The sequence below is a fragment of the Paraburkholderia sp. Ac-20340 genome (assembly GCF_017104965.1).
Taxonomy (GTDB): Bacteria; Pseudomonadota; Gammaproteobacteria; order Burkholderiales; family Burkholderiaceae; genus Paraburkholderia.
Genome location: NZ_JAAGPR010000006.1, coordinates 390,740 through 403,221 on the forward strand (window position 1 = coordinate 390,740; position 12,482 = coordinate 403,221).

The window sequence follows — 12,482 nt, forward strand, 5'->3', positions numbered from 1 at the left end:
CGGCGGGCCGCAATCGAATTATGCAAATTTAAGCGGGCCAGAAGAATCGCAATGCCGCTGCAATAGATGCACAGTAATTGAAGCAAAAAGTGAAGCAGAATCGGCAGCAAAACCGGACCTCTTCAACCAACAATCCAGTCCGCCGGCAGGCATGGCGAGACAAGATCGACGCATAAGCTGAATCATCATGAGCTATTCCTCGAAAGTGCTTTGGGGGGAAGGCCTGTTTCTCAGGCCTCAGCACTTCCAGCGGCAGGACGCCTATCACGAAGCCCGGCTCTTCGAATCGATCCAGGCGATCCAGCCATACAACTGGGGCGTGCGCTCGATCCGCATCGATCACGACTCGCTCGGCAGCAATATCCTGCGCCTGAGTGAGTTGTCGCTGGTGTTTCCCGACGGCACGCTCTACTCCGCGCCGCAGGCCGACGACCTGCCGCCGCCGGTCGCACTCGACGCGCTGCCCGAAGGCATCAACGAATTCACGTTTTATCTCGCGCTGCATCAGGTGCGCGAAAACGGCTCGAATTACACGGGCGACCGTAACGAAGGCTTTATCGCGCGCTATGTGAGCGAACAGGCCAGTGTGGCCGATCACTACACGGACGCCACGCAAGCCGACATCACGTTCCTCAAGAACAATGTGAAGCTCGTCGCGCACACCGAGCCGCGCGATCAACTGCTTTCGGTGCCGGTCGTGCGCGTGCGGCGCACGGCGTCGTCGGGTTTCGAAGCCGATGAATCGTTCGTGCCGCCGAGCCTCGCGATCGAAGCGTCGCCGCTATTGCATCAGCGTTTGCGCCGCCTGATCGACGCCTTGCAGGCCAAGGTCAATGCGCTCTACGGTTTCCATCGCGAGCCGACCAAGAACATCATTGAATTCCGCTCGGGCGATATCGCTTCGTTCTGGCTGCTGCATACGGCCAGCGGCGCATTCGCGACGCTCGCGCATCTCTATCAGCATTCGGCGCTGCATCCCGAACGTCTGTATCAGGAACTGCTGCGTCTCGCGGGCCAGTTGCTGACGTTCTCGAAGAATCACACGCTGGCCGATCTGCCCGCTTATCGTCACGACGATCCGGGCCCGGGCTTCGCGCGACTCGATGCAATTCTGCGCGACCTGCTGGAAACGGTGATCTCCACGCAGTACTTTTCGATTGCGCTGGAAGAAGTGCGGGCGTCGTTCCATATCGGCCGTCTCGACTCCGGCAAGATCGACGACAAGACCACCTTCTATCTGGCCGTTTCCGCCGATATGCAGGCCGTCGATCTGGTCGATGCCGTGCCCGCGCGTTTCAAGGTGGGCGCGCCCGACGACGTGGACAAGCTCGTGCTCTCGGCCATGCCGGGCGTGCGCCTCGTCTACACGCCGCAAGTGCCGCCGGCGATTCCCGTGCGGCCCGGCGCGTGCTATTTCGCGCTGGAATCGCGCAGCGCGCTGTATGAACGCATGATTCAGGCGCAGTCGGCCATGGTGTACACGCCTTCGGGCATCAACGATCTCAAACTCGAACTGATTGCGGTGACGTCATGAGCAACGCGCCCTCCCTTTTCGGCGACGCCCCGCCGCCCACCCTCGCGCCGCAGATGCCGGCGAGCGATCCCGCCTATCAGGTGCGCTCGCTGCTCGATCTGCTGTACGACGGCTTCTTCATGCTGTTCCTGCTGAAGAACGGCCGCGAGCCTGGCGATGCGGCGGAATTCACTTCGCGTGTGCAGCAGTTTCTCGGCGATTTCGAACGCGGCGCGAAGAAACTGAATGTGTCGGCCGAAGACGTCTATGCCGCGAAGTTCGCGTTCTGCGCCGCCATCGACGAATCGGTGCTGTGTTCGCAGTTCAAGATCCGCTCGGACTGGGAGCGCCGGCCGCTGCAACTCGCGCTGTTCGGCGAGCAACTGGCGGGCGAAAAGTTCTTCCAGTATCTGGAGGAATGCCGTGCGCGCGGTCCCGCGCGTCTGCAGTCACTCGAAGTCTTTCATATGTGCCTGCTACTGGGCTTCCAGGGCAAGTACATGCTCGAAGGCCCGGAAAAGCTCGCGTATCTCACGGCACGCGTGGGTGACGAAATCGCGCATATCAAGGGCAAACGTGCGCCGTTCGCACCGCACTGGCCGCTGCCCGATCAGGTCGCGCACCGTTTGAAGCGCGAAGTGCCGCTCTGGACGATAGGCGCCGTGTTCGCGCTGGTTGGCATTCTCGCGTGGACGGGACTCAATACCTGGCTGCGCGACAGCACGCTACGCACGCTCGCGCCGTATACGAATATCGTCAAGCTCGGGCCGCAATCGGCCAATCTCACGATTTCGCTGCCTTGAATCTGTTTGCGTGAATTCCGCAGATAGTTCGGAAAGCTAATCGATACAACCAACGCGCTTTCGGGCGCGTTTGTCTTTTCTAGCGCTCACGCAGCCGTCACTACCCGATCGCGGCCCGTCATCTTCGCGCGATAAAGGCTGGCATCGGCCTGCTTGAGCCACGCGGCGTGATCCATCATCGACTCGTCGCATTGCGCGACGCCCACGCTCACCGTGCACGGGCATTGCCCGCCCTCTTCCTTGTTCTTTTCCCGCACGGCGGCCACGAAACGCTCGGCCACCGACCGCGCCTCGGCGAGCGTCGCGCCGGGCAGCACGACGCCGAACTCCTCGCCGCCATAGCGCCCGATGCTGTCGCTCACGCGAAAATGATCGCGCAGCAAACCCGCAAACGCGCACAGCACGGCGTCGCCGGCCTGGTGACCGCGCGTATCGTTGACGTGCTTGAAGTGATCGAGATCGACGAGCATCAATGACGACGCATAACGCGTCGCGCGGCAACGCTCGAATTCATCGGCGAGCAGGTTTTCCCAGTGACGGCGATTGAGCAGGCCGGTGAGGCCGTCGGTGCGGCTGAGGCCTTCAAGAATGCGCGTCTGTTCCGCGAGCTTGCGGGAAATGCGATAGGTGCTCCAGCCCAGCGCAATCGGATAGACGATCAAGAACGGCAGACACGCGACGATGGTGGGCATGCGCGTAACGGGCTCGAACACGAAACCGAGCACCAGCCAGCCGCCAAGCAGCCCGACCAGATGCGCGAGCACGCCGCGCAGAAATAACGTGAGGCCGCCCGCCGCGATGTTGTCCATGCTGAGCATCACGAGGAGCAGCACGCTCGGCAGCAGATTGAAGCGCATCGCGACCACCCACAGACCGCCCAGCGCCGAATCGATCATCAGATTAAAGCGCTCGCCGCGATACGGCACGACACAGGCATGCGCGGCCCGGCGCGCGACGTGCGGCCAGATGAAACCGTGAAAAACCAGCAGCGACCACAGCACCGCGCCGCGCCCCTGCTGCGCGAACACCGCCGCCACGCAGAAGAAGCCGAGCGCGAGGCCCACCATACGCAGGCGCCAGGTGCGCTCGACGAAACGCCTGCCCTTGCCGGCCATGGGATGCTTGCTCGGTTTCATGCTCGAATCGAATCCTGACCTGTTGTTGTGCTGCTTTTTAGTCCTGCGTCCTGTCTCGCTACCCGGCCCCGCTAACGCGCGCGCAACCCCGCGCGCGCACCGGAATGCGGCCATTGTGCCATTGCATGCGCCATGCGTAACGGGCTTTTGAGGCGCTTTTCGATGCATGCGCGCGGCCGATGTGACAGCGCGATGAAAGTGGCAATCAAACGGCCGACCCACGGCCCCAACCTTCCGCTTCTTACCAACCGTTACAGAAGCGACGCGATCGTTGCACCTGTACGCGCTCTGCCTTCCTAGAATTCTTCAGACCGTTGCGCGGCCAACCCGCCGAACGGTCGTACAGCCAAACCGGCAAGACATACCCATCGCGTGGAACATCACGCAGACAAGGAGTTCGTATGATTCGCCTCTCGCTTGCTTCTCTCGCCAGTGCTTCCGCAGTCGGCCTTCTCGCGCTCTCCATGAGCGCCCACGCGCAGACCGCGGCGCCCGCAACGACCGCCGCCGCACCGGAACTGCACGCCGCCGACAAAAGCTTTATCGCCGATGGCACGCAAACGGTCGCCACCCAGCGCGACGCCGCGCGTATCGCCGATTCGCGCTCGACCGACCGCGAAGTGAAGGCCTTCGCGGAACAGCTCGTCGCCGATTATTCGAAGCTTTCGGATTCGATGCGCGCCGCCAGCCCGCGCGGCGTCGACGTGCCGCGTAACGATCCCGACACCGCCGTGATCGACGGCATCAAGAACCTGCGCGGCGCCGATTTCGACAAGGCGTATATCGAACAGGTGGCGCTGGGCGGCCAGCAGAAGACGCTTTCGGCCTTCCAGGCGGAGATCGCCTCGGGCCGCGATGCGGGCCTCAAAAAGGCCGCCAGCGAAGGACTGCCCGTGATCCAGGCCGATATCGCCAAGGCGAAGGAACTGGCTCAACGCAAGCATCTGGCGGGCTGAACGCCGCCGTGGCGGCACGCCTGAGCGCGTGCCGGTCAATCTAAAGGGCGCGGCGCCCGCACGGCCCGCGCCCTTCGCATCTGAAACGTCGACTACTCTTCGCTATGTTCGCTTGCCGCCGTCACGAGCCGCTCCATGCGGCGGTCCGGCACGAGCCACAGCAGCGCCACGGCCACGAAGAACAGCGCGCCGATATGCGGCCAGTCCAGCGCCGCCAGCACGATCCCCAGCAGATAACCCGCCACCGACGCCTTGCCCTTGAAGTCGCGTCCGAGTGCGCGCGCGAGCGGGCTTTGCATGCCGTGATAATGAACCAGCGTCGCCTGCAGCACGACGTACGCGATCGCACAGAGCAGCAGGTTGAAGCCGTACAGCATGGTAGGCCAGCGCGCGAAATGGTTTTCGCCCATCCAGCCGGTCGTAAACGGCAGCAGCGAAAGCCAGAACAGCAGATGCAGGTTCGCCCACAGCACCGAGCCGTTCACGCTGCGCGCGGCGTGCATCATGTGATGGTGGTTGTTCCAGTAAATGCCCACATAGAGAAAGCTGAGCACATAGCTCAGGTAAGTCGGCCAGAGCGGTGCGAGCGCTCCGATATCGTCGCCGTGCGGCACCTTGAGTTCCAGCACCATGATGGTGATGATGATGGCGAGCACGCCATCGCTGAATGCTTCGAGTCGGTTTTTATTCATCGGCTTCGCCAGGCACGGGACAGAAATTGCAGGACAAGAAAGGTAGCCGAAAGTATGGCCGAAAGCGCGCGCCGATGCCACGTAGCGCCGGCACACACCTGAGAGGAACGCCATGGCGATGGATTCAGGCGAACGAAGCGAGACCGCTCAATCGGTAGACTGGCGACGCGTGCGGGTCTGGGATCTGCCCACGCGGCTGTTTCACTGGCTCACGGTCGGACTGGTGGCGCTCGCGTGGCTATCGCAGCGTATGAACTGGATGCAGCTGCACGTGCGCGCGGGCGAAACGCTGCTCGCGCTGGTCCTGTTCCGTCTGATGTGGGGCTGTTGCGGCAGCGAAACCGCGCGCTTTACCCGCTTTCTGGCAACGCCCGCAGCGGCGTGGCGCCATCTGCGTCAACTCGGGCGCCGCGAGCCCGATGTGCAGGTGGGACACAACGCGGCCGGCGGCTGGATGGTGATGTTGCTGCTCGCGCTGCTGTTCGCGGAGACGCTCAGCGGCCTCTACGTCAACAACGATATCGCCGATGAAGGCCCGCTTTCGGAGATCGTGCCGGCGGCGATCGCCAATATGATTTCGGCTATTCACGCGTATGGCTGGGACGTGCTGGCCGCGGCCGTCGTGCTGCACGTTTGCGCAATCGGCCTGTATGCGCTGCTGAAAGGGCACAACCTCGTCGGGCCGATGGTGACGGGTATCAAGCCGCTGCCCGTCACGTCACGCGCGCCACGGCGCACCTCGCTGTGGCTCGCGGTGTTGCTGATGGGATTTGCCGCGCTGGTGACGGCGTTATTGGCGTTTTATCTCTAGGCACACGCCAAACTGCACAGCGGCGCTCACCCCGCCGGCACCGTCAGGATCGGCGCCTTCTGGTCCTGATTCGCCTGGGCCAGCGCGATCAGATTCTGCAGCACCGTCAGCGCGTATTTCGAATCGAAATCGTCGTTGTCGATCCAGTAAGTCGCGCCGTGATAGTCGATGGTGGCATACGCGCCGGCCGGCGCGCGCTCGCCCACATGCACCACGATGGTCGGCCGGGTTTCGCCGCCGATCAGATGCACCGTCGGCATGGTCGCGCCGCGCGAGACATCGCTCTCGGGCACCGAAATCTGCGCGCCCAGATTGCTCAAGATCCCCATCACCGAGCGCGTCACCATATTGATCGTGTGACCGTTGCCGCCCAACGCAGGCGCATTCACCACCTGATACTCGCGCACGACCGGCGACAGATGCAGCAGCTTGCGCACCTCGGCGAGATCGGCGGCCGATTCGGGCGGCGCACCGTCGGCGCCCAGACTCATCGTCACGTGCGCCTGGTGATCGTGCTCGTCCTGCTTGTAGCTGATGGTCAACTGGCCCGCCAGTTGCAGCCGCCGCAGCGCGCGCAGCAGTTCGAAGAAGCCGGGATTGCCGTCGCTGCTCGGTCCGCCCAGCGGCGCGGCATTCTGCAATCCGCCGATCGACTGCACCGACAGCCGCAGCAACAGGTCGATGGGCACGCCGCTATCGGCGAGCGGCAGCACCAGTTCGGTCGGCAAGGGGCGGATATAACCGGTTGCGAGCGCGTCGCCCGTGGTCGGCACGAAGGTGAAGGTCGGGTGATTCGAGTACGTCGCGCCCACGCTCGCCTGGCCGTAGCTCGTGCCCGCGTTGCGCGAACCGCCTTCGGCGAGCGCGCCGGCGTTGGCTTCGAAGGTGTACGACGCGATGATCTGGCTGACCGCCACGAACGACGGCGAATCGCCATAACGCAGCCCGACGATGGTCGCCAGCATCTCGCGTTTCTTGGCGTCGCCGAGCGCGCGTTCGTAATCGACCTGATCGGTGCGCAACATATGCGGACCGAACCAGGCGCAACCGGACATCATCAGGACAGGACAAAAGGCAGCAGCGATCAGACGCCGCCGGGACAGCAGGCGAAATGAAATCATGGAAGGTATCGAGGGAAAGTGCGCACAGCCGTCCTGGGTAGCAAGCTCTATGCCCCGCCGTGCCTGCATCGCCATGCGCGCAAGGACAGCGCCCGGCGCATGGCGTAAAATCGGCGCTCCCCTTCACTCGACCGATAGAACGCGCAGATGGCTACCTACCTCGAATTGCTCGCCGAAAAACGCGCCCTCGACGCGCGCATCGAAGCGGCGCGTGCCGAGGCGGCTCAAGAGGCGCTTGTGTCCGCCCGCGCCGCCATCGCCGAATTCGGCTTTACGCCGGACGATCTGTTCGGCAAGCCGCGCGCGCCCAAGGCCACGCGCAAGCGCAAGGCCGCGCCGGGCGCCGCTGCGCCGGGCGCCGCCGCGCAGGCCAGTAACGGCAAAGGTAATTTCGACCTGTTCGGCGAATAAGCCCAAGCCGCGAGATTCAACGCGAGATTCAACAACACGTTGTCAATACAACAGGCCCGCGAGCCGTCAAAGCTCGCGGGCCTGTTGTTTTCAGACGCTTTCAGGCGGGTTGAGAACCGCCCAGCCTTACTGCGCGCCCAGCTTCTTGATCAGCGCGTCGAGCTGCGCGAGTTCTTCCTCGTTCAGATCGGTCAGCGGCGCACGCACCGGGCCTGCGTCGTGGCCCACCAGCTTCGCGCCGGCCTTGACGATGCTCACGGCATAACCGGCGCGGCGGTTGCGGATCGCCAGATACGGCAGGAAGAATTCGTCGATCAGCTTGCCGACCGTTGCGTGGTCGTCGGCCGCAATCGCGCGGTAGAACTCCATCGCCGTCTTCGGAATGAAGTTGAATACCGCCGACGAGTACACCGGCACGCCCAGCGCCTTGTAGGCGGCGGCATAGACTTCCGCCGTCGGCAGGCCGCCGAGGTACGAGAAGCGATCGCCCAGACGGCGGCGGATCGTCACCATCGACTCGATCTCACCCACGCCGTCCTTGAAGCCGATCAGGTTCGGGCAACGGTCGGCGAGTTGCTCGAGCATGTCGGCGTTGAGCTTCGAATTGGCGCGGTTATAAATGATCACGCCCATCTTCGGCACGGCCTTGCAGACCTCTTCCGCGTGCTTCGCAATGCCTTCCTGCGAGGCTTCCGTGAGGTAATGCGGCATCAGCAGAATGCCCTGCGCGCCGTTGCGTTCCGCTTCCTGTGCGTACTCGATGGCCACGCGCGTCGCGCCGCCCGCGCCCGCGAGAATCGGCACCTTGCCCTTGCAGGTTTCCGTCGCGGTCTTGATGACCTGCGAGTACTCGCTTTTCGTCAGCGAGAAGAACTCGCCTGTGCCGCCCGCCGCGAACAGCGCGCTCGCGCCGTACGGCGCCAGCCATTCGAGGCGCTCGGCGTAGGTATCGGCGCGGAAGTTGCCCTGTGCGTCGAAGTCGGTGACGGGAAACGAAAGCAGGCCTTCGGAAACGATTTGCTTGAGTTCTTGCGGAGTGGTCATGGTGGCGATCCTTTCAATCTGTCGATGAGTCTGTGAATGTGTTCAGTCGCAACGCTCAGCGCACGAGGCACGGGCGCTTGTTGTCGAATTTCCAGTCGGGAATCAGGTACTGCATGGCGACGGCGTCGTCGCGCGCGCCCAGGCCGTGCTGCTGGTAAAGCGCATGCGCTTTTTCCAGTTCGTCGAGATCGATCTCGATCCCCAGACCCGGCTTCTGCGGCACCTGCACCTTGCCGCCGACGATCTGCAGCGGATCGCGCGTGAGGCGCTGGCCGTCCTGCCAGATCCAGTGCGTGTCGATCGCGGTGATCTTGCCGGGCGCGGCGGCGGCCACGTGGGTGAACATCGCCAGCGAAATATCGAAGTGATTGTTCGAGTGCGAGCCCCACGTGAGGCCCCAGTCGTTACACATCTGCGCCACGCGCACCGAACCCTGCATGGTCCAGAAGTGCGGGTCCGCCAGCGGAATATCGACCGATTGCAACTGGATCGCGTGACCCATCTGGCGCCAGTCGGTGGCGATCATGTTGGTGGCCGTGGGCAGGCCGGTGGCGCGGCGGAATTCGGCCATCACTTCGCGGCCCGAATAGCCGTTTTCCGCGCCGCACGGATCTTCCGCGTAGGCCAGCACATCGTGCTTGTCGCGGCACAGACGGATCGCTTCGGCCAGCGACCACGCGCCGTTCGGGTCCAGCGTCACGCGCGCTTCCGGGAAGCGTTCGGCCAGCGCCGTGGCCGCTTCCATTTCCGCGTCGCCCGACAGCACGCCGCCCTTGAGCTTGAAATCGTTGAAGCCGTAACGCGCCTTCGCGGCTTCGGCCAGACGCACCACGGCTTCGGGCGTCATCGCCACTTCCGTGCGCACGCGCTCCCAGTCGTCGCGGCCATCGGCGCCGCTGGCGTACTCCAGATCCGTCTTGTTGCGATCGCCGATAAAGAACAGGTAACCCAGCATTTCCACTTCGCTGCGCTGCTGGCCTTCGCCGAGCAGTGCCGCCACCGGCACGCCCAGATGCTGGCCGAGCAGATCGAGCAGCGCCGCTTCGAGCGCGGTGACCGCGTGAATCGTCGTGCGCAGATCGAAGGTCTGCAGGCCGCGGCCGCCCGAATCGCGGTCCGCGAACTGCTTGCGCACCGTGTTGAGCACGGCCTGGAGATTGCCGATCGACTGGCCGACCACGAACGCGCGTGCATCGTCGAGCGTCTTGCGGATCGCCTCGCCGCCCGGCACTTCGCCGATGCCCGTGTTGCCCGCGCTGTCGCGCAGCAGCACGACGTTGCGCGTGAAGAACGGGCCATGCGCGCCGGAGAGGTTCATCAGCATGCTGTCGCGGCCCGCGACGGGCACGACGCGCAGTTCGGTCACGACGGGCGTCGCGTTCGAAGAGACGTTTTGTGTGGTCATGAAAGCGTTACCTGTCAAAAATCGGCGCCTGTATGGAGCGGCGCCAGTCGATTAATCAAATCGGTTCAAGCGAGGTCAAGCCGGTGCGGCGACGATCTCCACCCAGTTCGCGCCGTGTCCGCCTGCGCAGCGCGCGGCGAGCGTGAGCGTGCCGCTTTGCGCATCGACGCGATACAGCGAGACGTGCGGCGACTTTTCTCCGCAGGCCACCGCAAAGCGGCCCGACGGATCGAGGCGAAAACCGCGCGGCTGGGTTTCCGTATCGACACAACCCGCATAGTCCAGCGCGCCATCCGGCTGCACGGCGTACGTCAGCAGACGGCTGGTGGTGCGCTCGGACGCATAGACGAAGCGGCCATCGGGCGCAACGTGGATATCGGCGGCCCAGACCAGCTTCGCGAGGTCGGCGGGATCGGGCTGCACCGGGTCCGAAGAACCGGGCCGCGCGAAGCCGTCGTTCAGGTGCGCAAGGTCGGGCGCGCGCGGCGAAACATGGCTGGCCGCGAGTTCGCCCGTCTGCGCATCGCGCTTGAAGGCGGCCACGGTCGCGCGGAATTCGCTGAGCACGTAGAGCGTGTTTTCATCGGGCGACAGACGCAGATGGCGCGGACCGAAACCCTGGCCGAGATCCACCACGCCGATCTCGCGCAAACGCCCTTCGTCTTCCAGCGCGAAGCCGAACACGCGATTGCTGCCGAGCGACGTGGCGTAAGCAAAACGGCCATCGCCGGACACAATGACAGCGTGCGCGTTCTGGATACCTTCGACGGTCTGCAGCGGCGCGCCCAGGCCGTTATCGATGTCCTGCGTGCGATACAGACACACGCGATGCTCGCCATACGAAGCGCCCAGCAAAAAGCGGCCCAGCGGATCGGCGCCCAGATACGCGAAGCTCGAATCGAGCGGCGCGCGGCCCAGCGTTTTCAGGTTGCCGGTCTGCGCGTCGATCTCGTAGCGATACAGATGCAGATCGCTGCCGCGCGTGACGGCGTAGAGATGGCGTTGGTCCGGCGCGAGCGCCATCGGCATGACGGTCGGCGCGATGCTGGTGCGGGCGTGCGGCGTGAGCGTGCCGGCGTTGGCATCCAGATGCAGCACGTCGATCTCGCCGTCATTGGCGTTCGAAACGTAGACAAAGTAGCGGTCTTGCATGAGCGATTCCCTCAGTGGTCGTGGGCGAAAGGCATTAGTGTGCGCCACGATGGAGGGAATCCGCTTCGTCGCTGAACGCGCGCCGCGACGGTTTGCTGCGTGCAAGGAACGCGGCGGCGGCCGCAATCAGCGACGTGACGCCCAGACCGTAAAGACCGCCCGCGATCGAGCCGGTGTGCTGCTGAAGGTAACCAAAGGTGGCCGGCGCGAAGAAGCCGCCCAGATTGCCGAGCGAGTTGATCAGCGCGATCACGGCAGCCGCCACGCGGGCATCGAGATAACCTTGCGGCAGCGGCCAGAACAGCGAAGACGCCGCCTTGAAACCAATCGCCGAAAAACAGATCGCGACGAACGAGAACACCGGATTCGCGGAAGTCGAGGCAAACAGCCCGCACGCCGCAATCACGAGCGCCAGCGCCAGCCAGCCCTGCTGGAAGCGAAAGCGGGCCGACAGCAGCGCGAAGCAGTACATCGCGACGATGGCGATCATCCACGGAATCGCGTTGTAGAGACCGACCTGGAAATCCGAGAGGCCGCCCATCTTGCGGATGATGGTGGGCAGCCAGAACGTGGCCGCGTAGATCGTCAGCTGGATCGCGAAATAGAGGAAGCAGAACAGCACGATCTGCGGATCGCGCAGCAAACGCGTGACCGGCACGCGTGCGCCGCCGGTGGCCGCTTCACGTTCGGCCTGCTCGCGCGCCATGTAGTTTTCGAGCGCGCCTTGCTCTTCGCGGCTGAGCCAGTGCGCGTCGCTGATACGCGACTTCAGCACCAGCCAGCTTGCCGCACACAGCGCGATGGAAAACGCGCCTTCGATCAGGAACATCCACTGCCAGCCCGCAAGACCCAGACCGCGAACCGACAGCAGCGCGCCCGTCACCGGCCCGGACAGCACCGAAGCAAACGCGGAGCCAGCCAGAAAGATCGCCACGGCCTTGCCGCGTTCCTTCTGCGGCAGCCACTGCGCGAAGTAAAACACCACGCCCGGAAAGAAACCCGCTTCGGCGATCCCGAGCAGAAAGCGCAGCACGTAGAACGAGGTATCCGTGCGCACGAACGCCATGCACGCCGCCACCACGCCCCACGTCGCCATGATGCGGGTGAGCCAGGCGCGCGCGCCGAACTTCTGCATCAGCATGTTCGACGGCACTTCGAACAGCGCATAGCCGATGAAGAACAGCCCGCTGCCCAGCCCATAAGCCGCCGCCGACAGACCCAGATCGGTTTCCATATGCGCGCTGGCGAAACCGACGTTCACACGGTCGATGTAATTCGCGATGAACATGATCAGGAACAGCGGCAGGACGTGCCGCTTGACCTTGGCGCTGGCTGAATCCAGCAGCGAGTCGTAGCGGGTAGTGGAAGCGGACATCGGGGTTGTCTCCTGTCGGTGTCGTGCACCGTGGTACGTTGTCTGATGACATCATAGCCAAGT

General features: G+C 64.0%; 12 protein-coding genes. 5 read left to right on the forward strand and 7 right to left on the reverse strand.

The features are described from left to right. Positions 1–187 precede the first annotated feature (187 nt). On the forward strand, positions 188–1,534 hold the full coding sequence (gene tssK / locus G3N59_RS10970; protein WP_205982602.1) for a type VI secretion system baseplate subunit TssK: 1,347 nt from the start codon (positions 188–190) through the stop codon (positions 1,532–1,534). Further along, positions 1,531–2,316, forward strand: a complete 786-nt coding sequence (gene icmH / locus G3N59_RS10975) for a type IVB secretion system protein IcmH/DotU (protein ID WP_205982603.1) — start codon at positions 1,531–1,533, stop codon at positions 2,314–2,316. Before tssK ends, icmH begins: the two co-directional genes overlap by 4 nt. A gap of 86 nt (positions 2,317–2,402) precedes the next feature. On the opposite strand, the gene G3N59_RS10980 is transcribed toward icmH, so the two are convergent. Next, entirely contained in the window at positions 2,403–3,452 is a 1,050-nt protein-coding gene (locus tag G3N59_RS10980; RefSeq protein ID WP_241023340.1) for a diguanylate cyclase, read from the reverse strand. A gap of 401 nt (positions 3,453–3,853) precedes the next feature. Here G3N59_RS10980 and G3N59_RS10985 point away from each other — a divergent pair, with 401 nt between their 5' ends. Then, the gene (locus tag G3N59_RS10985) at positions 3,854–4,408 is read left to right on the forward strand and encodes a DUF4142 domain-containing protein (RefSeq protein WP_205982604.1); all 555 of its coding nucleotides are present in this window, start codon (positions 3,854–3,856) and stop codon (positions 4,406–4,408) included. A gap of 92 nt (positions 4,409–4,500) precedes the next feature. Here G3N59_RS10985 and G3N59_RS10990 read toward each other — a convergent pair whose 3' ends face one another. Beyond that, complete coding sequence (locus G3N59_RS10990; RefSeq protein WP_205982605.1) at positions 4,501–5,100, reverse strand: TMEM175 family protein; 600 nt, start codon at positions 5,098–5,100, stop codon at positions 4,501–4,503. 112 nt (positions 5,101–5,212) lie between these two features. Here G3N59_RS10990 and G3N59_RS10995 point away from each other — a divergent pair, with 112 nt between their 5' ends. Continuing rightward, a complete protein-coding gene (locus tag G3N59_RS10995) occupies positions 5,213–5,911 on the forward strand; it encodes a cytochrome b/b6 domain-containing protein (protein WP_241023341.1) in 699 nt (232 codons plus the stop codon). A 26-nt stretch (positions 5,912–5,937) separates the two neighbouring features. Here the strand turns inward: G3N59_RS10995 and G3N59_RS11000 are convergent, their stop codons facing one another. Then, entirely contained in the window at positions 5,938–7,032 is a 1,095-nt protein-coding gene (locus G3N59_RS11000; protein WP_241023342.1) for a hypothetical protein, read from the reverse strand. 147 nt (positions 7,033–7,179) lie between these two features. Between G3N59_RS11000 and G3N59_RS11005 the strand changes: the two genes are divergently transcribed. Further along, positions 7,180–7,443 (forward strand): H-NS family nucleoid-associated regulatory protein, encoded by a 264-nt coding sequence (locus G3N59_RS11005; protein ID WP_205982606.1) that lies wholly within the window; start codon positions 7,180–7,182, stop codon positions 7,441–7,443. Positions 7,444–7,569: 126 nt separating this feature from the next. Here the strand turns inward: G3N59_RS11005 and kdgD are convergent, their stop codons facing one another. The 4 genes from kdgD to G3N59_RS11025 all read right to left on the reverse strand — a co-directional run bounded on the left by kdgD (position 7,570) and on the right by G3N59_RS11025 (position 12,419). Next, positions 7,570–8,487: a 5-dehydro-4-deoxyglucarate dehydratase gene (gene kdgD, locus G3N59_RS11010; RefSeq protein WP_205982607.1), complete on the reverse strand. Its 918-nt coding sequence runs from the start codon at positions 8,485–8,487 to the stop codon at positions 7,570–7,572. A gap of 55 nt (positions 8,488–8,542) precedes the next feature. Further along, entirely contained in the window at positions 8,543–9,892 is a 1,350-nt protein-coding gene (gudD, locus tag G3N59_RS11015) for a glucarate dehydratase (RefSeq protein WP_205982608.1), read from the reverse strand. 75 nt (positions 9,893–9,967) lie between these two features. Beyond that, positions 9,968–11,044 (reverse strand): beta-propeller fold lactonase family protein, encoded by a 1,077-nt coding sequence (locus G3N59_RS11020; protein ID WP_205982609.1) that lies wholly within the window; start codon positions 11,042–11,044, stop codon positions 9,968–9,970. Between the two features lie 34 nt (positions 11,045–11,078). After that, complete coding sequence (locus tag G3N59_RS11025; RefSeq protein WP_205982610.1) at positions 11,079–12,419, reverse strand: MFS transporter; 1,341 nt, start codon at positions 12,417–12,419, stop codon at positions 11,079–11,081. Positions 12,420–12,482 lie beyond the last annotated feature (63 nt).